Genomic DNA, 22,713 nt, shown 5'->3' with positions numbered 1-22,713 from the left:
TGAGACATGAAAAAGGAGATGCAAAACGTGTGTTTGCATCTCCTTGCTGTTAGTTCGTTTCAATCAGGTGTGCCGTGACAACAATTCGGTCACGATACCCAAGATTTTCATCGTATGGCCCTGCACATGTAATCAGTTGAATCCGTTTCGCCTGAGTCGCCGCAAAGATTGATGCAAGCGGGACTTGATCAAGGCGATATTGCTTCACACTGACGACTTCATACGTTGCGACTTGACCTTCCGCACGGAGCGTCACCAGTTCTCCTAGCGGAAGTTGACCAAGGTTTGCAAAGATGGCGGGACCGTTCAAGTCATCAAGATGACCCGACAAGACAACATTTCCAGTCGCCCCTGCTTTCGCACCATACTGATACCAACCGACTTGATCCACTTTAGACGGTGTATCCATTCGACCAGCCTCATCTTTCCCGACCGCTTCAATCGATGCATCGACATCAATTGATGGAATGACGAGTCGTTTCGGGATGAAACTTTTCGAATGAAACGATTGTCTGTCGACCTGTTTAGAGGTCAATACGAGTGGTTCAGCGAATTCGGCCGTCGGCATGACAAATGGTTTGTCTGGTGCTTCTGCTTGAGCACCCATCACTAGAAAAGTGATGGTACCTAGAAAAATCAGTTTAAGCGTCTTGCTTCTGACGACGAAAGACGTAGAATCCAGCCGCTGCTGCTCCAACTACTGCTGCTGCGAGCAACCAGTTCATTGATGCTGTTTGAGCGAGGCCACCTTGTCCTGTTTCAGGGGCCATTGCCATTTCTCCACCATCAGCGGCAAGGAGTACTTCAAACGCTGGTTCTCCTTCAAGGAGTCCGATTGCGAATGCTGTATAGTTCTTACCACCTTCGAGTGCGACACCGTCAAGTGCTTTCACGACATCAGTCGCTCCTGCTGGACGAACTTCAAGGTCGTACGTACCAGCATCAAGTGTGCCATAATCACTCACCGCTTTGAACTCGAGGTTCGAGAAGAGTGGGTCTCCACCTTTAGGTGCGACATCTACTGCAGGCGCATCCGGTGCAAAGTGTGCGACGCGGACTTTTGATTTACCGTCTTCGAAGTTCGCATCATCTTCCATTGCAGCGATTTCGATGTTTTCAAGTTGACCGATCGCAGCAGCTGTGTAGAATTTGCCTGCTTCGATTGAAAGGTCTGTTGCGACGACGACTGTTTCTGCATCACCTGCTGGCTTGATCTCAACGTTGTAATCCCCTGCAGGAAGTGTCAAGTAGTCAGTGAGATCCTTGAACTCTGCTCCCTCGACCGCGACTTCCCCATCCACATACACGTCAACTGCCGGTGCATCAGGTGAAGCATGTAGCACACGGACCATCGCATTTTCATGTCCATCGGCGCTAACCGGTAGGATGAAAGCGAAGGCCAGTGCTAGTGTACCCAGTAAAGACATCAACTTCTTCATGTGAAATTTCCTCCTTTTGTCTACGGTAACCTACGACTTGCATACAACAAGTGTGATGCAGTGCTACATGGTGTGCTACATCTGATTGCTATGTAGCTCGGTGACATCTTAAACTTAAGACAATCCGACAGTGACGTAAAGGGGACACTATGTCCTGAATGTGCTCCAATATGCTAGTGCATGAAAGCGCAACCTTTACATTATTGGTGATTCCCAATCTCGACAAAGTAAAACCCTTTAGTCTGCGACTAAAGGGTTTTACTTGCCCATTCGATATCATTGACGAAAATGGCGTCGACTTGTAACGCCTGGCAGCGCTCGAGTTGTGCATCTGTCTTGATCGTATAGGGTCTGACGGGCACACCATGTCGTTGCAACAAACGAACCTCTTCATCCGTGATGCGATCGATATGCGGATGAACTGAATCGGCACCAACCGATTCCAGATATTCAACGGTGTCATATAGTGGCTGCGCGAGTAAAATGGCCGCCTCGATGTCCGGTCTCATCTTTTTCAATCGGTGAACTGTCTCGTGATTGAATGAAGAGAAGAGGATACGAGACGGGTTGATGCCCGACGACTCGATAGTGTCGAGCAACCGGGATTCGATTCCAACGTATCGTAGCACATCCGTCTTCACTTCAAGATTTAATCGAATCGATTCACCTCTCACAAGTTCGAGAAGTTCTTGCAGGGTCGGGATGACCTCTTGTTGAGAAGATCGAACTCCGGCGTTAAACCTTCTCAGTTCGTCGAGCGTGTATGAAGACACCAAACCGCTCCCGTCCGTCGTACGTTCCAGTGTCTCGTCATGAATGAGAACGAGCTCACCATCTTTGGTCAAGTGAACATCTGTTTCGATTCCATCTGCCCCCGCATCCAGCGCGAGTCTGAATGCCGACATCGTATTCTCCGGTTGTAGTGCCATCACACCACGGTGCGCAAATCGTTTCATTTGGACACAGTCTGATACTTGTCCGTCAAATAGCGAACGAGAGGTTGAACCGAGATTTCTTGACCCGTCACTTTTTGGATGAGTTCATTTGGTGTCAGACGTTTTCCATATTGATGGACGTTTTCTTGGAGCCATGTTTTGACTGGCTCAATCTCACCATCTTGAATTAGTGTCTCAAATTGAGGTAGGTCTACTTTCAACGCCTCCGTCAACTGAGCTGCATAAATGAGGCCGAGCGCATAACTTGGGAAATATCCGAACGAACCACCAGCCCAATGTACATCTTGAAGTACGCCTTTAGCGTTTGTTGGAACATCGAGTCCGAGATACTCTTTATACTTCTCATTCCACGCGGCCGGAAGCTCGTCGACGGATAACGTTCCTTGAATGAGTGCTTTCTCGAGTTCATAGCGGATGATGATGTGAAGGCTATACGTCAGTTCATCCGCTTCGATTCGGATAAGTGAAGGTTTTGCCTCGTTTACTCCACGATAGAACGTATCAAAATCGATGTCACCATATACCGGGTAGAGCTCTTGAAGTTTCGGATAGACGCGACGCAAGAACGTTTCACTCCGACCGATAAAGTTTTCAAAGAAGAGCGACTGCGATTCATGGATTCCCATCGATGCGCCACCGCCTAGCCCGAGCTCGTCAAGCATTGGGTCGATTTGTTGTTCATACGTCGCGTGCCCTGCCTCGTGCATCGTTCCGAACAAGGCATTACGGAAATCCACCTCATCATATTTCGTCGTGATTCGTACGTCGCGACGGTTGATCGTGATCTCAAACGGGTGCACCGTCGCGTCGAGACGACCACGGGACAAATCGTATGCAACGACATTCATCCAGTCATGACAAATCTTTTCTTGGATGTCTGCCGGCATCGACCAATCTAGTGAAAGTGATTCTTTTGGAAGCTGTTGAATGAGCGGCACCAGTTCATCTCGGAGAGAAGCAAACAGCTGATCTAACAATTCAACTGTCATCCCCGGTTCATAATCATAAAGCAGGGCATCGTATGGATGTTTCTCATAGCCGAAATATTCCGCAAATTTTTGTTGGAATCCGATGATCTTTTTCAAATATGGAGCAAACATGTCCCAATCGTTTTGATTCTTTGCTTTCTCCCAAGCCGTTTCCGCTTCAGATACGAGCGTCACGTACGCTTGATACTCATCATGAGGAATCTTTGCGTTTCGGTCATATTGCGTTTTTGCGATTTCAAGCGAACGCGATTCGACTTCAGACAATCCACCTTCTTCAGACATGCGTCCTAGTAAAGAAGCGAACGACTCACTCGTTTGTCGTTTGAACGCCTCGGTCGACAAATATCCGATTGTTTCCGCACGGAGCGGTGCCGACTGTTCCGGCATCTGAGTACGCATATCCCAATATAAGAGAGAGATTGCTTCATCGAACGCACGCAATTGCTTAAAATGTTCACGCCATTCTTTTGTTAGTTCCATCTGTCATTCACCCCTATGTGTTGTTCTGTTCTCTTTCTACTTTATTATAGCTGTCAACCTTTGCCTATACTAGTTTACAAATCTTCTCGCATCTTGTAGGGAAGTGGTTTTGTCGCAGGACCTTCTAGGACGGCTCCTTTAGCATCAAAACGAGACCCATGACAGGGACAGTCCCATGTCCGTTCCGCATTGTTCCATTTCACCGTGCAACCGAGATGGGTGCATGTCAAATTGACTACGTGACAATGGTTGTCTAAATCTCGATATACTCCTTTTGTCTGATGGTCCACTTGCACGACTCCACCTTCATCTAGTTGAAGGTCCTCCACGTCCCTGCGTTCGAGTACGCGTTCCACGGTCCCTTTTGCGAATTGTGTCGCCGTATCGAGATTGGTTTTAACAAATGATCTGACATCAGTTGGTTTGACGATTTTCCGAAGTGGAGACACCAACTCCGAAAATCGATTCGGCTGACCGGTAAGTTGATCTGCGAGTAAATTCCCCGCTGCAATCCCATTAGTCATCCCCCATTTTAGAAATCCTGTAGCTAGTAAGATGTCTGGTTCCCGTTTGAACATTTGCCCGACATAGGGAAGCGAGTCCAACGTGATGAGATCTTGAGAGGACCAGCGATACGACGCCCGATTCGTTTCAAAGTGATGTTGGCCATCGCGCTCAAGATGATCATAACGACTTCGTGTGTCCGTCACCTGTCCTGCTGTATGTCCTTCTCCGCCGATCAATAAATACGTTTTTCCATCAACCACATATGACCGATACGATCGACTGATTCGGTCAACACTTAAATACATCCCTTTCAGCGGAGCTGTATCCGTTTCACAAGCGACGATATAGGACCGCTCTACTGAAAATTTTGACACGTATAAACCTCGTAGGTCATTGAATGGATAATGGGTCGCAATCACGACCTGATTGGCCTGAACCCTTCTTCCTGTAGCAGTCGTGACAATCGGGCGTGGACCTTGACTCACATCTAGCGCCCTCGTCTGTTCATAAATCCTTCCACCCAGCCGGACGAATCGATCTGCCAATTCACGTAAATACTTGACTGGGTGGAACTGTGCTTGCTTTCGAATGACTAGCGCTTGATTAATTGAGAAGGGAAGCGTGTTTCTGACTTCCTCCGTCGCCTCTCCTCCATCAAGTTTCAACCGACGATAAGCATCCAGTTCTCTGGACAGTTCTTCACTCGGATCCGTTGAATATAAAAACGAGTCTTCTATCGAATAGTCACATTTAAATCCTTCATCGATTTGTTTTTGGAGATAAACGAGTGCCTCCGCGTTAAATTCGTAGTAGAGTCGGGCAGTCGTCTCATCGAAATGTCGAATCAGCTTCTGATAAATCGCTCCGTGTTGGACAGAACACTTCGCCGTCGTGTGTCCCGTGGTGCCGTGACCAATCTCTAGCGCTTCTAGGAGCGTAACTTGTTTTCCACGCTTTTGGAGTTCATAGGCGCAGACTAGCCCGGCGATACCGGCTCCGATGACGACGACATCAGAAGATTCCGAAGCGGTTAGTGGCGGATACAGTGTTCCTGCGTCATGTTGTCGCCAGATGGAGTTCGTGAACGGATAACGTTGCATGGCATATTCCCCTCTCAAAAATGGCATTCTTACGTCTATACCCGATACACCATCGTTTCATCATCAATCATTGACCTAGTTCTTTATTTTATCGGCGCAATAAATATGCGTTTTCTATTATCTTTATAGAGTAACGATAAAGGAGGGACTTGTTTTGACCCGTAGAAGGAGACACCGAAGAAGAACGTACATCATGCGAAGAATGGTTGCAGCGGTCGTGTTGCTCGGAATCGTCGCACTGATCCCGACATTGGTCGGATTTAAGCAGGATAAAGAAGCACCAACACCCGCTGAAACTGCGGCTCCCAAAGTCGAACCGATGAAGCAAGGTCCCGTGTTCCCCGACATCAAGATGGGAACTTGGCACCCAAGTGAAACGATGTTACTCCATAACGAGGACATTCCAGTCGGTGCCATGACTTTCGTAAATGTGGACAAACAGGAAATCTTGATTGATAAAAATGCTGACGACCGTGTCTTCCCAGCCAGCACGACAAAACTGATGACGGCTTTACTCGCTTACGAGAAAGCATCGGCGGCAAACGAACTCGACCAGCCGCTCATTTCGATCCAGACCTCAACACTCGACATCCCTTGGGATAGCCACATCGCGCATCTTGAGATTGGTGATACATTAACGGTACGCCAGGCGCTATACGCCACGCTTCTTGAATCAGGGAATGATGCCGCAAACAGCCTGGCAGAGTATACGAGCGGTTCGACAGAAGCATTCGTTCAATTGATGAATGAACGGGCAAAAGTTCTTGGATTGACAGGTACCCACTTTGTGAATGCTCACGGTTATTCTGATCCAAATCACTACACGACGGCGAACGATATGGCAAAAATCGCATACGCATTTAGTACATATCCTGAACTCGTTGAGATTGCTGGTACATATGAATTTAAAGCGGAATTCAATGACAAAGACGGAAATGGCAAACGACGCTGGTGGTATCACCTCGGCTCATCCGTCAATGAGAGAAGTATCCACTACTCAAAGTATGTGACCGCTACGAAAACGGGGTATACCGATGAGTCGGGCTATACGATGGTGTTTATCATGAAATATCAAAACGAAACGTATATCTTGGTCACGATGCAGGCAAAATCCGGGCAAACTTTCCCGACGATGCGTCTGGTCGAAGAGAAGGCTTTTAAATAACGTAAGAAAAGGGCATGTAAATCCATGCTCTTTTTCGTTTTTTTCAGAAAAATCATCGCTTAATGTTACAGGGATGTTACAGAAAGAAGTCCTCAACATTTCAAATATTCAGAATATTTAAACTTTTTAGCGCCTTATTTTCACTCTCATCCGTTGATATGATGGGCTTTAGAGCCATTTTTCTGAAAAGGTGACAGTTTGCAATCATTTAAATCGTTCGGTAAGGTAAGACACAAGTTCGCCTTTTCAACTTTTGTTATTGACTGTGTGATGTGTTCACACAATCGCGAACGAGTTTGATAAAATAGATTTTCTTAACTTAATAGGAGGTAATTCAATGCTATGGCAAGAATGGGTATCGATCGCGCTTTATCTCGTGATGATGCTTCTTATCGGATACGTTGCGTATAAACGAACGACCGATTCATCAGATTATATGTTAGGTGGCCGTAAAATGGGGCCAGGAGTTACAGCCATGTCAGCCGGAGCTTCGGATATGAGTGGTTGGATGTTAATGGGACTACCGGGTGCAATGTATGCAACTGGACTATCAGCAATTTGGTTAGCCGTTGGATTGGTCATCGGAGCTTACTTGAACTACTTGTTAGTTGCTCCACGACTTCGCGTCTTCACAGAGATGGCGAACGATTCGATTACGATTCCAGACTTCTTAGAGAATCGGTTCCGAGATCACTCGAACTGGCTACGGATCCTATCTGCATCCGTCATCATCATCTTCTTCACGTTCTACACGTCAGCCGGACTTGTATCTGGCGGGAAGTTGTTTGAAAGCTCATTCGGATTAAACTATCAGACAGGTGTGATCGTTACAATCAGTGTCGTGATCTTGTATACCCTCTTTGGTGGGTTCACGGCAGTTAGTTGGACAGACTTCGCACAAGGTGTCATCATGTTCTTGGCACTCGTACTTGTACCACTTGTCGCTTTAACAGATATTGGTGGAGTAGACACTGCTGTCAACTCTGCAACGACAATTAACGCTAATTTGTTTGATGTATTCAAAGGGACGTCGACACTAGGGATTATCGGTCTTCTTGCATGGGGACTTGGTTACTTTGGTCAGCCACACATCATCGTTCGCTTTATGGCGATTCGTGATGTGAAATCATTGAAAACGGCTCGCCGAATCGGAATGAGTTGGATGACCGTTTCAATCATTGGTGCCGTCATGACAGGGTTTGTCGGAATCGCTTATTTCCGCGGACAAGGAAATCCACTTGGTGACCCGGAAACAGTCTTCATTCGATTCTCTGAAGTCTTGTTCCACCCGTTTATCACTGGCTTCTTGTTAGCCGCAATTCTTGCAGCCGTCATGTCTACCGTGTCGTCACAGTTGCTCGTTACGTCATCTGCTTTGACAGAAGACTTCTATCGTAAGTTCTTCAACAAAGAAGCAAGTGAAAAAACAATGGTACGTGCTGGACGCATCGGTGTCTTGCTCGTCGGATTTGTAGCGACACTTATGTCACTCAACCCGTCTAGTACAATCTTGACACTCGTTGGTTATGCTTGGGCCGGTTTCGGTTCTGCATTCGGACCAGCAATCCTGTTATCACTCTACTGGAACAAGATGACACGCCAAGGTGCCCTCGCTGGTATTCTTGTAGGTGCCATCACGGTTATCCTTTGGATCGTGACTGGACTCTCAACTGTCCTTTACGAAATGGTTCCTGGTTTCTTCTTAAGTATGTTGGCAATCGTGCTTGTCAGTAACTTTACAAGCCAGAAAGAACAGAAACGTATCAACCGTGAATTCGGTGAAATGGAAGCTGAATTGGCAGCTGCGAAAAAAGAATAATTCAGACCAATTTAAAAACTCGGTTCCCTTCAGAGGGACCGAGTTTTTGTATTACATCGATGCTGCGATTAACCAGACACGAATCACAAACGGTACGAGCACCAATACGAGCATCGCATTACGCATCCATTTGCTCCGATTCCAATAGTACGCCATCAAAACGAACGGATGAAGTGCGACTAGCTCATATGGATTGAACCAGAACCACGTAATAATCAGGACAATCAAGTAATACAGAACCGACTTTTCCTTCGTTGATCGATATTCACGCCACATGTCATATGCACCTTTGAAGAACGCAATGAATGTCGCAATCCAGAACACAATGACAATGATATTGTCGAATCCACTAAACAACTGAGTAACCACCTTTTAAGAAGCATTTTCTACATAAAAACCGCCCCAATAAATATGACGGTACGTAAACTCTTTTCCACTCTCTACAGTAATCACAATTTCATCTTCCGTCAATACGAGGACGTGAACGGGTACTTCTCCTTGGCGTAACATCGGGCTAAACAATTGAAATTGTTTATTGAGCCATTTGCGTTCTGAGAAATTTTGATAATGATGTAGCGCGAGCATCGGATGACTCAAATATGCTGCCCCAACGATCGCGATGGCGATAGGTGGAGCTCCAATTTCCATCAAGAATGTGAAGACGAGAACGAGTGACAAAACTGAATAGCCAAACTCAACCAATTCCATGAAAGAAGCACGACTAGCGATGACATATTGTATCACGCGAAACATGAGATACAATATGATACTCACAATTAGAAACTCAGAGAATGGCGAATGACGAAACGATACATCCAAATAGAATAAGACAGGTAATAGGAGGATCCATTTCCACAGATGTAAGGCGAGGTAAAACAATGATTGATCGATGAAACGACGATTGTGTACGAGCCGTTGCATATCCATGTTTCCCACCTCCGCTTAGATGATGTGACCTTACGTTACCATTCCCTATTCTTTTAAATGATAACTAGCATTTACACGTCTAACGAAGTTTTTCTTTCCTCTCGATTAAAGTTGCGTTTAAGAGTCCTCCTAGTAAAATCACAGAAGCAGCAAGATAAAACCAAATCAACAAGACGATGAACGCTCCAAGTTGACCGTAAAACTGTTCATAGTTCGCGAACTGGGAATAGTAGCTGAACACGTTTGAAACGATGAGGATTCCTACAGTCGCAAATGCCGCCCCAGTCCAACTATTCTTGAATGTACCTGACACACTCGGTAACCACTTATAAACGAAGATAAATACGGTAAAGAGTAAACCAGTCCCTACAATCCATCTAAAGTAAAACCATATTTGGGCATAGGTTGTGACGATCTCATCGATGAACAAGATATATGAAGACACTTCACGTAACGCGGTTTCGATCACCGGTACGAGTAATGAGAACGGGAGTACAAACATGAGTGCCAATGTGATTGCGATGTCTTGCAAGACACCTCTCCAAAAAGCCTTATTTCGGACCGCCCGATAAGCATCGTTTAATGCCCGGACCAACGACTGCACAGCAATCGATGAAATCCAAAGTGCGGGTAAGATACTGAATGATGCCAATTTCAATTTAGAGTTATCGAAAATCGCTTCGATATTCCCTTCTAACAGCCGATAGCTCGCTTCAGGCATAATGAGTGATAACGCTTGTATCACATCACCGCTCGTAAATGGTAAAAACCCGACAATCCCTAATACGAATAATAAGAACGGGAACGTGGATAATATGAAGTAATAGGCCAACATGGCAGCTTGGTCAAAGAAGCGTTCTGTAAAAAAACGCTTGACGACTGTCGATAAAACTTGTTTCATCTTCATTCTCTACTTTCCTTAATATAATATAAATACGGTATTTGAAATATTATTGTTGAAATGAAGGAGAGGCTTCCGGTAACGGAAGCACTCTCATATCGGTTAACTGATTTCTTCTTTTTTCGCTTCCCACGCCTCGATGTGTTCTTTTCCGGGAAGATCGACGCCTTCTTTAAAGAATTCTGGGTCTCGCCCTTCTTTCTTCTGGGCCATGTAGTCATCGAGTAACGTCTTCGCGACTTTACTCAAGCGGAAGATCGCATACATGTTGACGAGCGCCATGAGTCCCATAAAAATGTCAGCGATGGACCAGACAAGTCCTGCCGACCGTACTGAACCAAACATGACCATACCGATGACTGCAATCCGATAGATGATGAGATAGCGTTTCTTTTCCGAGATGAACTCAATATTCGTTTCACCATAATAGTAGTTCGCCAAAATGGAACTGAAGGCGAACAGTAAGATGGCGATGGTCATGAGCGTCGTCGCAATCGGTCCAATCTCGACGAGAAGTGCCTCTTGCGCAAGTTCAATCCCTTGGAACGACTCGGACCCTTCAACACCCGAAATTAAGACGATCATCGCCGTCGCTGTACAAATGAACAACGTGTCCACAAAGACGCTGAGCGATTGGATCAATCCTTGTTTGACAGGGTGACTGACTTCAGCCGTAGCTGCCGCATTCGGTGCGGAACCCATCCCCGCCTCGTTCGAGAATAGCCCACGTCGAATTCCTTGAAGGACAGCCGCACCGACCGCACCACCGAACAATTGTTGGAAACCGAGTACACCTTCAGAGAAGATGGCCGAGAAGACTTGTGGCACGACATCAAGATTCGTCAAGACGACCCATATGGCCAGCAAGATGTAGCCTCCTGCCATGACCGGTACGATGATTCCGGATAGTGTTGAAATAGAACGAATTCCACCGAAAATGACGATGGCGGTGACGACTGACAGAATCAAGCCGACCCATACCGTGTCAACCTCAAACACATTGTTCACGGAGAGTGCAATGGTGTTGGCTTGTACCGAATTGAATGCAAAACCGAACGCAAACGTAATTAAGATCGCAAACACGATGCCGAGCCACCGTTCTCCGAGCGCCCGTTCGATGTAGTAGGCCGGTCCCCCACGCCAAGCCTTGCCATCATGCACTTTATACACTTGGGCAAGCGTGCTCTCAACAAATGCCGAGGCCGCTCCAATCAAGGCGATGAGCCACATCCAGAACACGGCCCCAGGACCACCTAATGCAATCGCCGTCGATACACCGGCAATATTTCCTGTACCGACACGTGCTGCGGTACCAATTGCGAACGCTTGGAATGAAGAAACTTGACCTTTCTCGTGTTTGAGTCCTTTGACAAATAATAGTTTGAACATCTCAGGTAGCATTCGGAACTGGACGAACCCCATCCGAATCGTAAAATAAAGACCTCCTGCAATCAACACGAAGATGAGAAGGTACGACCATAAATAGTCATTGATTTGCATAATAAGTTCACGGATATCCAACGAAATCGCCTCCTTTTATCGGGTTTTTACCCGCTATGAATCTGACAGAAACAGCGGGTTCATTGCACGTTTTTAAGAATCTCTTCACATAAACGATGTGTCTCTAAACTATCCTCAGCTAGGACTGACTTGTTCGCTTCCCCATTTAACAGTTTGATAAAATCATCAATCAAGTCGATAAAGCCCCGACGCTTTAAATTCGACTCCCATGGATCAAGCGGCCACTCTTTTACTCCGTCGACGCCATAGTCTATGACTCGTTCGACGTCCCGCGTGACACGCTTCACAGATGGAGACATGACTTCCATCACTTCTTCCGTGCATCCATTATCCCGGTTCATCCAGCCGATTGCTTCAATTCCACCCGCCTGAAAATGAATCATCACCTGCTTCAACACATCTCCTTCATATCGCGGCGTGACAGACAAGCGTTCGACAGTTTGAAGGTCCGTCAAATAACGAAGCGTATCGACGACGTGCACAAAGTCCTCGATGATAAATTCTCGAAGTGTCGCCGGTTTATACGTCCTGTTCTTTTGGATAAGTATCATGTTCTTTTGTTCGACTTGTTTAAGCGCTTCTGTCGCCGTAGCAAATCGGCGATTGAAGCCCGTGACGAGATGAACACCCTTCTCTTTCGCAAGTGCAACGAGTCGCTCCGTCTCTTCTAGCTTAAATGTGATTGGCTTATCAATGAAGACATGCTTCCCTTTCCGTAAACAATATTCGGCTTGCTCGTAATGGACAGCTGTCGTCGAATGAATCATGACCGCATCGATTTGTGTCATCGGTACGTCTTGAAGGTCCGTATATCCTTTTTCAAAACGATAGGTCGATATGATGTCCTGTAACTTCTGTTCATCCCTTGAGACAAGATACACGTTCACGTTTTTTAATCCAGCGTATACAGGCAGATACGCTTTTTTGGCCACGTCACCTATGCCTACTACTAATATCTTCATCTACTCACTCCTCCAATAATATGTAGAAAGCCCGAAGCGACTGCCTCGGGCTCATGTAATAGATACAATCTCAAAACTGGTGATCGGTTCACGAATCGCGTCGGATACAATCTGGTAAGCCGCATTTAGTTCTTCTTGATTATTCAAATCTGGCACCCGGTCCATCTCCACCTCGACCGTCCGAGTGTTCTGTTCTTTCGCGTGTAATTGATATTCAACGGTATACTTTTGCATCACATGTCCCCCTCTAATTATACATATGTTATGTATAACCTGTTCATCGAATGATGAAACAAGTGAGTTTGTTCATCGGAAGCAAAAATGACCGCTCGCTAGAACGGTCATTCGTTTATGACTCCGATTTTGGTGACGCGCCACGATCTGGTCGTGGACGACGTTTTCCAAAGTACTGATAATATTGAGTTTCGATGTTACCGTTGTACAACTTCCGACGCTTCGTCGCCGGGCGACCGTATGCTTTTTCGAAGTCCTCATAACTCGTCAGCATGTAGACGCTGTATCCAGGATACTTCGCATATTGTGCGCCGATGCGCTCGTACAAGTCGATGATTTCTTCTTCTGACTGAAGTCGTTCCCCGTAAGGCGGGTTACCAATGATGACACCGTACTCTTCTTTCGGTTTCAATGCGGCCGCATCACTATGGACGAACGTGATTGCATCACGGACATCGGCGAGTTCCGCGTTGTCTTTCGCAAGTTTCACCATACGCGGGTCGAGGTCGATTCCATAGATTTTGAGCGGTTTATCCCACTCCGCTTTCTCGTTCGCTTCGTTCATGGCAGCATACCACGCTTTTTTCGGGATACATGACCAGTCCTGAGCGAAGTATTCGCGATTGATACCCGGCGCGATGTTCCGTCCAATCATCGCCGCCTCGATTGCGAGTGTCCCTGAACCTGTGAAGACGTCATAAAACGGCATATCTGGGCGCCAGTTCGTCAATTGAATCATTGCAGCCGCCATCGTTTCTTTAAGTGGTGCCTGTGAATGCAACTCACGGTAGCCTCGACGGTGGAGCGGTCCTGACGTATCGATTGTGATTGTCGCTACATCTTTTAATAAAGCGACTTCAATCGGGAATTTCGCACCTGACTTCGGCAACCATTCCCCTCCCTTATGATAGCCACGTTGCATCGCTTCGACGATTGCCTTCTCCGTGATTTTTTGACAGTCCCGGATTGAGAACAGTTTCGATTTGACCGAGCGACCGTCAACCGTGAACGCAGCGTCCCACGGCATGAGATCTGTCCACGGCAATGCTACAACCCCGTCGAATAGTTCTGTGAACGTAGTCGCCTTGAACTCCGCCACGACGAGTTTGACACGGTCTGCCGTACGCAACCACATATTTAATCGTGGAATGTCTTCCATCTCCGCATCGATGTAAACTCGACCATTCTCGACTTCACATGTGTATCCTAAGTCTCTTACTTCTTTTGCAACGAGCGCCTCGATTCCCATCGCTGCTGTCGCAATCAGTTTACGTTTTGCCATCTGCAATCGCCTTCTTTCTACATTAAAATCTTTCATTCATGTTGTAAATTGTAAAAAAATCATGAAAAAAGGAGCTCAAGTATATGTGCTTGAACTCCTTGTCGTTGTTAGTTGAGACTATGTTGTCCTGTAAGCCATGTTCTGTACTCCGGTGCTCATAGCGGTCTCCCTGGCACGATGGAGTGACAATCATCTATCTGCGCACATCGGCGCCCTCCGTCCCGTTCGGTTCCGGTTCGGAAGTTCCCCTACCATAGTTTGGGTTTCTCGCTCGTGGGGTTTACCTCGTTCCACTCTGAACGTTTCCAATCAGACTTCGTCACTGTGGCACTTTCAAGAAGCGTACACCATATCCGAGGACTTAGGTGTTTCTTCTGCCGTCAACTTGCGTTGCCTACACTTATCTTTTCGTGTAGCACGATCACTACAGCCATCACAGGCTGTGCGAGCATGGACTTTCCTCAAAACTTGCGTCCCGCGATTGTCCAGACCTCATAGTCACTTCAACCATTGTAGCGGAAATTTCAACGATTGACAACTGAAATTCGAAACTTGATTTTACGTTCAGTCAGCGCTAAAATAAGGCGTGTTCATTGAATAAGGAGGGATTTTGATGCATCAAGATGCAAAAAACGGTTGGATTCAACGTCTGACTTATGTAATAGAAATCGATGACATTAAAGTGCTCCACCCGAACAACGGCGTGTTCGCCTTCTACCGAAATAATCGTCTCGTCCGAGGGTTTGAACCGTTCGATATTAAAGCACCGAACGAACTCTCGAAACGATCTTATCATTTTGACCATCATAATTTAGCACACTTAGAAGAGCGTTTCCCTGACGCGATTCCGGTGTTCGACGAAACCCATGAAACGCGTCGCGCTTGGAGTGATCGGGTTCGTGTCGGATTATGCGAAATCATCCGCGATGGTAAACTCAGTTTTGAGCATATTGACGACCAAGGAAATGTATTAGAAGCGAGTATCCGTTGGTGTGGAGAAGCCATCACCATCAATTAGAATTTTTCACTCTAAAATTAAAAGGTGAAAGAGGAAGAATTGACAAACTTCCTCTTTCACCTTTATTTTACATAAAATATAACTTTAGCAAATATTATGGGTAATAAATCGTCTTAACACTCTTCTGATGACGATCATCTGGTTTCAAGACAAATGTCATCGTTTTATTCGTATCACCATTTATAAAGAATGTTCCAACCGGACGTTTTCCAGAAAAAACAATTTTCCCTTCAACATCTCTCACTTCAAGGTTACCTTTTCTTGAAAGATCAACCTCAAACGTTTTCTTATCTTTAGCACTAATTCGAATTTTAGTCTTCGTATTGTTTACATAGTTGAATATTTTACTTGTTTCGCGTTTATAAATACCATCACGAACTTTTGCTACTAACTTATATTGTCCACTCGATAACCAATCACCATTTGCAAACATTGTGAACTCTTTATTAACTGGCAGTGTTTTTATCTTCTTAGAACCTTGATATAATGCCAAACTAGTTTTTACTTTTTTAGCAGTACCAAGCTTCACACGCACATTTCGTACATATGGCTCTAATATGTTCTGAGGAGAACTTACAATAATCGGCTGAGGTGTTGCATCTAATAGACGTTTCACATTTAATTCTGTATACGATTTTCCGTTCGATTTTGGCATTTTGGCAATCAAGTTGTCAATTTCAGACGGATTTAAATAAGGGTTTACTGATTTTACTAAAGCAAGTGCAGAAGTGACCATCGGTGCTGCCATTGAAGTACCATCCATGTATACGTACTGATTTTTAACACCGAGAGATAAAACACTAACACCTGGAGCAACAATTTTTACGTCTTTGTTCATGTTACTAAAACCTGCAATCCGATGCTTAGCATCGACCGCTCCCACTGCAACAACCTCTTTCATACTAGCTGGAAACGATACTTTATTAGAAGAATCGTTTCCTGAAGAAGCAACAATTATGACTCCTTTAGATCTTGCTGTCTTAATAGAGTTTGCAAGAACTTTATCATATTCGTCTCCACCTAATGATAGATTGATAATAGCAGCACCATTAGCCACTGCTTTATCAACCGCTTTTGCAACTGTCCAAGAATCTGTATATTCAGAGTTTTTTCCATAAAAGACATTGTAAAAGTCATATCGAACAGAAGGTGCCATACCAGCAATTCCGGATTTATTGTGTTTACTTGCCATTATCCCAGAAGTATGGGTTCCATGATAATCAGCACTATAAGGACCCTTCATCGAGTTAAGAATGCGAGGAACACTTTTTAACTCAGAATGTGTATGGTCTACAGAGGAATCAATCAACGCAACCAAAATATCAGATGATCCCCTTGTAACATTCCATGCCTTATTCGTTTCACTTTGATTAATATAATATTGATTTTTATACTTCGGTTCACTCACTTGATAACTATGTTTCTCTAACACGACAGGTTTTTCTGCATACGAATGCAGAGGAGAGATAAATGCTGCTATCGTTAAACCCAATAAAAGTTTCTTCATTTGACACACTCCATTCGAACAAATGATTGATTACTTTATTATCGCAAAACAAATAGCAGATTTACCTATTTTTTAAATAGTTTACCAATAGCTTGGTTCATCAGGATGTAACATCTCATATTCGACAATTCGTCCGATGGTCAAATACGTATAATACCGTGCCAGTTCAACTCGACTTGGGTCGGGACGAAATCCTTCTAAATCTTCTCCGAGCGGAGAGCCGTCGATTGTCTCAAACTGCTGACAAAAAAAAGACTCTGTTTCTGCATCCCAGACGATATGATCCCCGATATATCCACTTCCAAAGCGAATGTAGTCGATGATGGACGGGACGATGACTTCAGCTGGTAACCGTTCACTCATCCGTCCGACTAGTTCGTATCTGATCCGGTCTGCCTGATCCGCTTCTTCGAGGGAGACACATTTTAATACTTCTTTATTGATTTCAATCAAGACAACATAATCACCAGGTTCGATGGAGAGCTTCATTGTCTCACCTCACTTTTCATTCCTTCATCCGATTCTCTACACGTTACTATTCGTGATGGGATGTGGAAATCCTGTCCATTCCGTATGTTTTTCCAAATCTCAGTTGAATTCGCAACGATTGCATGGTTTTTGATATACTAATCGTATGAATCTAGAGAGGAAGTGCACCATGGCCAAACGACCGTTGACCCCTCGTGAAAGTGAATTGATTGCGACCGCTTTATATGTCGTCGAGACGATTCCATACGCAGGATATATCGACCGTCTCGAATCACTCACGTTACGAGACATCGCTGATGACTATTTGAATGGTACACTACCTGCCGCAGACGCGATTGACGCGCTTGACCAATATATTTATGTACGACGCCATCGTTTCAAAAATGTGACGCCCCACAACCTTTGGACGTTGGATGACCGCACCGAACAAGAAGCGCTGCGTCACATCTCGAAACGACCTGAGTTGAAAAAAGGACAGACGCTAAATAAGCGGAACCAACCGTTTCAAGTCGGACAAGACATTGAGTTCAAGGTGGACAAACATGTCGACCGGGGGCAGTTCCGTATTTATATCGGAAAACAACAAGGGTATACATGTAAGGCACAATCTAAAGAACGGGACAAAATGAAATCGGTCACGGGATGGGTCACTCATATCGATCCAAAAGACCGCTTAGTGTTTGTCAACGTCACGGATTTCGGACGTTTGCCGATGGAACAGTCGATGAAGCAAGAACTCGAATCGATGAGTGCCTCATTACTCGGATGGTTCGCGACGGCGACCCTTCCTTCCGAAAAAGAAGCTCTACTTGCAAAACAGATGATTGCCACCCTTCAACGTCGCGATCAACCGTATTGGTTCACGTTGACAACCGCCCTTAATCATCCAAGACCAGAACACGTCAAACGTTGGGGAACAGTTGTGAATTTGCTCTTAAAAGCATCAACGGGCGATCAAAAAGCGATTCAGACATTAGAGACACAAGAAGATAAGTATTTCAAAGATGCATTTATCCGTGCGCTTCGAGCCTTGCACGAGGAAATGACGAAACAATTGAACTGATTCGACTCGAGGTGACTTCGTATGGGTCACCTCGTTTCGCGTGTAAGTTTTATAGAAAGGAACGATTGACATGCGTTTACTCATCGTGGAAGATGACCCTTCAATTTTACGTCTTGTGAAAGAGACGTTTGAAGATGCAGGTCACGATGTTTTCATTGCAACAGACGGGAAATCAGGCGAGCAGCTATATATGACTCAGCCGATTGATGCAGCGATTATCGACATTATGTTACCGGGTTTAGATGGTCGGGAAGTTTGTCGCCGCATGAAAACGGAACTTGATATTCCTGTCATTTTATTGACGGCACTCGGCGAATGGGAAGATAAACGTCAAGGGTTTGAGCACGGGGCAGATGACTATATGACAAAGCCGTTCATCCCGGAGGAACTACTATTCCGATTACAAGCCGTTTCAAGGCGTTATAACCGCTCTTCTGCTTCGCGTATTCAAGCAGGACCGCTACAGTTGGATTTAACCGAATATGAAGTGAAGCTCGACGACCAATTATTCTACCTTCCCAAAAAAGAGTTTGAACTATTGTTTCAGCTCGCTTCATTCCCAGGCAGGGTATATCGTCGCGAAGAGTTGATTGAACTCGTATGGGGTTTTGATTTCGAAGGAGATGAACGAACCGTCGATGTGCACATCAAACGACTCCGTCACAGGTTCGACCACCCCGCACTCTCGATTCGAACAGTACGAGGTGTCGGATATTCACTCGAGGTATTGAAATGAAGACATTATATACTCGAATCATTCTCACCATGTTTTTTATTCTGCTCATTTCTGGAGCCATCTCTTTATTGATTAGTAATGTCGCATACTATACGTGGTGGCAACCTTCCTATAGTGAGAAGACCGAGACAATCGCAAAACAGGCGTCGACCTATTTCTCAGAACATACCGATGCAGACGAAGACGCATTTTATTCGTTTTTGGCTGCAACAGGTTACCAATTGGTTGTGATTGATTCGACAAATACACGATCGCGCTATGGTGGTTCGTTTAGAGATGAATCGATTCCTGACGATGTGATTTCATCTGTCCGTGCAGGCACACCTTATCAAGGAATGCGTGATTTCCCATTTCATCTGTTCCTTTTAGGGCTGTTTGATAATGAATTGACAAATACGTACGGATGGACACTCGACAATGGGGATGTCGTCTTCATTCGACCTGACCTGAGTGCCCAAATCCGAGAGCTTCACCTTTTCGTCGGCATGTTCTTCGCACTCGTAACCATTCTCGCGTTCAGCTTGATTGCGATGTCGACTCGTTCACTCGTTCGACCGTTAAAAACGCTCACAGCCGCGACGACTGACGTGGCCATGAGACTAGAGCCGAAACATTTGCCTATTGAACGAAAAGATGAAATCGGAACGTTAGCGAGACAGTTTCAAGAGATGACGAATGTGATCAAGCAGACCGAAGCACGGCAACGTCGATTCGTCTCGAACGTTTCTCATGAATTTCAGTCACCTTTGACGTCACTCGTCGGCTATGCGGAAAAGTTGGCTGAAGGTACCGACGGTGTATCGAAAGAATATGCACACGTCATCGAACAAGAAACGAGACGTTTATCTCAATTGACCAAACAACTTTTACTGTTATCTCGTCTAGATGAACATCCACCGACCCTTGCTTCGGATGTGAACGTGTTACAGTCTATCTCAGAGGTCATACAGATGAACGCCTTTTTGCTCGACCAAAAAGGGATTGCCGTCATGACCGACATCCCGTCTAATGTCGAATTGAAAAGTGACCCTGTCCTCCTCGCACAAGTGTGGAACAATGTATTAGTCAATGCCATCCATGCCTCAAACGATGGTGGAACAATCCGAATCACATGCACCGTCAATCCTCGGATATGTGTCTCCTTTATCGATGAAGGAATCGGAATGGATGAGGAGACGAAACGTCATGTATTTGACCGGTTTTTCAGAGGCGATGCCGCACGAACGACTCAAGGAACCGGGTTAGGCCTCGCCATCACATCAGACATCATCGCTTTGCACGGTGGACAGATCACCCTTGAATCGACTAAAGGAATCGGGACGACGTTCCATCTTCATTTTTGATGCTGTTCATATTCCGTTCATATTGAACGATTACACTTCCTTCATAGAACTCGAAGGAGGTTTTTTTATGCAATTAGGATGGAAAGAGATGTGGCGACAAAAACGAAAGTTTTCGATGCTGTTCGTGATCACCCTCATGATCGTCATGTTAACGACCTTGATCACGGGGCTTGCAGACGGACTAGCATATGACAACGGTTCTGCCCTACACGAATTGAACGTTTCAACGTATAGACTCGACAAAGATTCAGATGGTCAGTTGACGCGTTCCTTTTTGGACGTCCCAACTGATGCTTCAACTGAAACGATGAGTGTCCGCCCGCTCACAGTCACGATTGATGGAAAGAAAGAGGAGGTGACGCTCTTCGCCCTTCCTAGCGGGAGCAAGATTGGACCAGTCGAAGGTCTACGAAAAGGTGAAGTGGTCTTCGATTCGAGCCTTTCAGAGAACGTAAAGATTGGCGATACGCTGACCGACTTCGTGTCAGCGTATGACTTTACAATCGCTGGTGAAGCCCTTGGAAGATACAGCCATGGGCCCGTCCTCTATACGACGAATGAAACGTGGTTCGATTATTTACGTTACTCCGAACAACGTCCATATGTATCTGCCGAGATTGGAGCAAACGCTACGGCATCCGATACACTCACAATGAGTCAACAGGAAATCATCGAATCTGTTCCCGGTTATAGCGCCGAGCAGAGCACATTTACGATGATGCGGGCATTCTTACTGGTGATTGGAACCTTTATTTTGACCGCATTCTTTTATCTGTTCACCTTACAAAAGCTACCTGAACTCGGTATTTTGAAAGCAATCGGTCTCTCCCCACGAATCATCGGACAGGCATTGCTCTTCCAAGTCATCGTCATCGTATCATCCGCTGTCGCGGCGTCCATCGGGATGATGTATATCGCTGATGCCGTGATTCCATCGTCGATGCCGTTTATCGTCGATATCGGTCACGTTTCACTATTTGGTTCCATGTTCATCATCTTATCGATTCTTGGTGCATTCCTTCCGCTCTGGAAGCTTCGCCAAATCGACGCGATTGAAATTATAGGAGGGAAAGCATCATGAGACTAGAACATATATCTCATCAATTCGATGGTCAACTCGTTCTAAATGATATTCATTTACACGTGTCACCTGGAGAATGTATCGCCATCGTCGGTCCAAGTGGGAGTGGAAAGAGTACGTTATTATATATTCTCGGTCTACTCCGAAAACCAGATCAAGGAACATTTTCCATGAATGAACAAGATGTGTTTGATTTAGACGAAGAACAGCGACGGCTTCTCCGATTACATGAAGTCGGGTTCGTATTTCAGCAAGCACATCTGATCCCTTATCTGACAGTACTCGAACAGCTCGAGCTCATTCAAGAAAATAAAGATACCGATGCAAAACAGTTACTAGTGAAGCTTGGATTAGAACATCGATTACATCATCTCCCGACGACACTCTCTGGAGGAGAAAAACAACGCGTCGCCGTCGCTAGAGCCTTAATTAATTCACCACAACTCATTTTGGCAGATGAACCGACGGCGAGTCTAGATTACGAGAACGGACGGCGTGTGATGGAGTTGCTGTCACAACAAGCACATCGTGAAGGACGTAGCGTCGTCGTCATCACGCACGATGAACGTATGCTCGATGTATGTGATCGTATACTGCGCGTCATCGATGGTACGTTGACCGAGGTCAATAGCTGAGCATCGGTTCACGCTGACAGATTTGACGAAGCTGATGCGTAAGCCAGCCACCGAAACGTACGGTGACCCCGATTTCTCCCTGTTGAGAGATGTCGGCACCTTCAATGACCATGAACCGCTCCGCAATATGATTTGATTCGAGTCGTATACCCGAGAGACAGGCAAACGCACGGACGACCTCTTCTGGTCGACATCCCGTCGACATTGCGATTTCCTGAACCTCGGTGTGTAGGCTCGATTTGTTATGTAGAAAATAACGATCGAGCAACAAATCGAACACGAGACCGACGATTCGTTCGTCGCCGTCACATGTCCATCTAAAGGTCACACCGCTTTCGAGCGTTCCATTTGGATTACTCAACACACATTGAATCATTCGATAGCTATCCGCTCGTTCCATCACTGTTCTGATCCCCTTTATAGATTGTTTATCGATCATAGCGTGTATCCTTATGTGATGCGAGAAGAGTATCGTCATACAAACTTTGAGGTTATGGCACGTAAGAGTCCAACTTACGTCAGAAAACAGCACGATTTCTCTTCGTTTCGGGTACAATTA

At 45.6% G+C, this 22,713-nt stretch carries 23 protein-coding genes and 1 other RNA gene; 8 read left to right on the top strand and 16 right to left on the bottom strand.

All coding sequences use genetic code 11. From position 1 onward, the window contains the following. Positions 1-49: 49 nt before the first annotated feature. The 5 genes from KNO99_RS12195 to KNO99_RS12175 form a co-directional block, all read right to left on the bottom strand. Positions 50-607, bottom strand: a complete 558-nt coding sequence (locus KNO99_RS12195) for a class F sortase (RefSeq protein ID WP_251131055.1) — start codon at positions 605-607, stop codon at positions 50-52. Positions 608-641: 34 nt separating this feature from the next. Continuing rightward, on the bottom strand, positions 642-1,439 hold the full coding sequence (locus tag KNO99_RS12190) for a DUF4397 domain-containing protein (RefSeq protein WP_214748991.1): 798 nt from the start codon (positions 1,437-1,439) through the stop codon (positions 642-644). A 248-nt stretch (positions 1,440-1,687) separates the two neighbouring features. Next, the gene (locus KNO99_RS12185) at positions 1,688-2,395 is read right to left on the bottom strand and encodes a glycerophosphodiester phosphodiesterase (protein WP_214748988.1); all 708 of its coding nucleotides are present in this window, start codon (positions 2,393-2,395) and stop codon (positions 1,688-1,690) included. Beyond that, positions 2,392-3,864, bottom strand: a complete 1,473-nt coding sequence (locus tag KNO99_RS12180; protein WP_214748985.1) for a carboxypeptidase M32 — start codon at positions 3,862-3,864, stop codon at positions 2,392-2,394. The genes KNO99_RS12185 and KNO99_RS12180 overlap by 4 nt, the downstream gene beginning before the upstream one ends. A gap of 74 nt (positions 3,865-3,938) precedes the next feature. Further along, positions 3,939-5,471: an FAD-dependent oxidoreductase gene (locus KNO99_RS12175; protein WP_214748982.1), complete on the bottom strand. Its 1,533-nt coding sequence runs from the start codon at positions 5,469-5,471 to the stop codon at positions 3,939-3,941. A 193-nt stretch (positions 5,472-5,664) separates the two neighbouring features. On the opposite strand from KNO99_RS12175, the gene KNO99_RS12170 reads away from it, so the two are divergent. Beyond that, positions 5,665-6,636: a D-alanyl-D-alanine carboxypeptidase family protein gene (locus tag KNO99_RS12170; protein WP_214748979.1), complete on the top strand. Its 972-nt coding sequence runs from the start codon at positions 5,665-5,667 to the stop codon at positions 6,634-6,636. Between the two features lie 337 nt (positions 6,637-6,973). Continuing rightward, entirely contained in the window at positions 6,974-8,455 is a 1,482-nt protein-coding gene (putP, locus tag KNO99_RS12165; RefSeq protein ID WP_214748977.1) for a sodium/proline symporter PutP, read from the top strand. A gap of 51 nt (positions 8,456-8,506) precedes the next feature. On the opposite strand, the gene KNO99_RS12160 is transcribed toward putP, so the two are convergent. The 8 genes from KNO99_RS12160 to rnpB form a co-directional block, all read right to left on the bottom strand. Next, the gene (locus tag KNO99_RS12160) at positions 8,507-8,812 is read right to left on the bottom strand and encodes a hypothetical protein (protein WP_251131054.1); all 306 of its coding nucleotides are present in this window, start codon (positions 8,810-8,812) and stop codon (positions 8,507-8,509) included. Between the two features lie 15 nt (positions 8,813-8,827). Next, positions 8,828-9,382, bottom strand: a complete 555-nt coding sequence (locus KNO99_RS12155; RefSeq protein WP_214692517.1) for a hypothetical protein — start codon at positions 9,380-9,382, stop codon at positions 8,828-8,830. A gap of 79 nt (positions 9,383-9,461) precedes the next feature. Then, positions 9,462-10,289, bottom strand: coding sequence for a YihY/virulence factor BrkB family protein (locus KNO99_RS12150; protein WP_251131053.1), 828 nt, complete (start codon positions 10,287-10,289; stop codon positions 9,462-9,464). Between the two features lie 96 nt (positions 10,290-10,385). Next, positions 10,386-11,804 carry an alanine/glycine:cation symporter family protein gene (locus KNO99_RS12145; RefSeq protein ID WP_214748974.1) on the bottom strand — a complete coding sequence of 473 codons (1,419 nt, stop codon included), beginning with the start codon at positions 11,802-11,804 and terminating at the stop codon, positions 10,386-10,388. Between the two features lie 59 nt (positions 11,805-11,863). Next, positions 11,864-12,766, bottom strand: a complete 903-nt coding sequence (locus KNO99_RS12140; protein WP_214748971.1) for a Gfo/Idh/MocA family protein — start codon at positions 12,764-12,766, stop codon at positions 11,864-11,866. Positions 12,767-12,817: 51 nt separating this feature from the next. Beyond that, complete coding sequence (locus KNO99_RS12135) at positions 12,818-13,000, bottom strand: hypothetical protein (protein ID WP_074034388.1); 183 nt, start codon at positions 12,998-13,000, stop codon at positions 12,818-12,820. Positions 13,001-13,115: 115 nt separating this feature from the next. Beyond that, positions 13,116-14,282, bottom strand: coding sequence for a THUMP domain-containing class I SAM-dependent RNA methyltransferase (locus KNO99_RS12130; protein ID WP_214748968.1), 1,167 nt, complete (start codon positions 14,280-14,282; stop codon positions 13,116-13,118). A 125-nt stretch (positions 14,283-14,407) separates the two neighbouring features. Then, positions 14,408-14,775, bottom strand: an RNA gene (gene rnpB, locus KNO99_RS12125) — RNase P RNA component class B. 120 nt (positions 14,776-14,895) lie between these two features. On the opposite strand from rnpB, the gene KNO99_RS12120 reads away from it, so the two are divergent. Beyond that, complete coding sequence (locus tag KNO99_RS12120; protein WP_214748965.1) at positions 14,896-15,300, top strand: hypothetical protein; 405 nt, start codon at positions 14,896-14,898, stop codon at positions 15,298-15,300. A 94-nt stretch (positions 15,301-15,394) separates the two neighbouring features. Here the strand turns inward: KNO99_RS12120 and KNO99_RS12115 are convergent, their stop codons facing one another. Beyond that, positions 15,395-16,807: a S8 family peptidase gene (locus tag KNO99_RS12115; protein WP_214748961.1), complete on the bottom strand. Its 1,413-nt coding sequence runs from the start codon at positions 16,805-16,807 to the stop codon at positions 15,395-15,397. 81 nt (positions 16,808-16,888) lie between these two features. Beyond that, positions 16,889-17,296: a type III PLP-dependent enzyme domain-containing protein gene (locus KNO99_RS12110; protein WP_214748958.1), complete on the bottom strand. Its 408-nt coding sequence runs from the start codon at positions 17,294-17,296 to the stop codon at positions 16,889-16,891. Between the two features lie 169 nt (positions 17,297-17,465). Between KNO99_RS12110 and KNO99_RS12105 the strand changes: the two genes are divergently transcribed. From KNO99_RS12105 to KNO99_RS12085, 5 genes are all read left to right on the top strand, one after another. Continuing rightward, entirely contained in the window at positions 17,466-18,359 is an 894-nt protein-coding gene (locus KNO99_RS12105) for a hypothetical protein (protein ID WP_214748955.1), read from the top strand. Between the two features lie 70 nt (positions 18,360-18,429). Further along, a complete protein-coding gene (locus KNO99_RS12100; RefSeq protein WP_214748952.1) occupies positions 18,430-19,095 on the top strand; it encodes a response regulator transcription factor in 666 nt (221 codons plus the stop codon). After that, the gene (locus tag KNO99_RS12095; RefSeq protein ID WP_214748949.1) at positions 19,092-20,438 is read left to right on the top strand and encodes a sensor histidine kinase; all 1,347 of its coding nucleotides are present in this window, start codon (positions 19,092-19,094) and stop codon (positions 20,436-20,438) included. The genes KNO99_RS12100 and KNO99_RS12095 overlap by 4 nt, the downstream gene beginning before the upstream one ends. 67 nt (positions 20,439-20,505) lie before the next feature. Continuing rightward, a complete protein-coding gene (locus tag KNO99_RS12090; RefSeq protein ID WP_214748946.1) occupies positions 20,506-21,519 on the top strand; it encodes an ABC transporter permease in 1,014 nt (337 codons plus the stop codon). After that, positions 21,516-22,154 carry an ABC transporter ATP-binding protein gene (locus tag KNO99_RS12085; RefSeq protein WP_214748942.1) on the top strand — a complete coding sequence of 213 codons (639 nt, stop codon included), beginning with the start codon at positions 21,516-21,518 and terminating at the stop codon, positions 22,152-22,154. Before KNO99_RS12090 ends, KNO99_RS12085 begins: the two co-directional genes overlap by 4 nt. On the opposite strand, the gene KNO99_RS12080 is transcribed toward KNO99_RS12085, so the two are convergent. After that, entirely contained in the window at positions 22,144-22,554 is a 411-nt protein-coding gene (locus KNO99_RS12080) for a hypothetical protein (protein WP_214748938.1), read from the bottom strand. The two genes, KNO99_RS12085 and KNO99_RS12080, sit on opposite strands and share 11 nt — an antisense overlap. Positions 22,555-22,713: the final 159 nt, after the last annotated feature.

Origin of the sequence: Exiguobacterium sp. s189 (assembly GCF_018617615.1) — a bacterium.
In the GTDB taxonomy this organism is placed as follows: domain Bacteria; phylum Bacillota; class Bacilli; order Exiguobacteriales; family Exiguobacteriaceae; genus Exiguobacterium; species Exiguobacterium aestuarii_A.
This window is presented reverse-complemented; position numbering and strand designations above follow the sequence as displayed.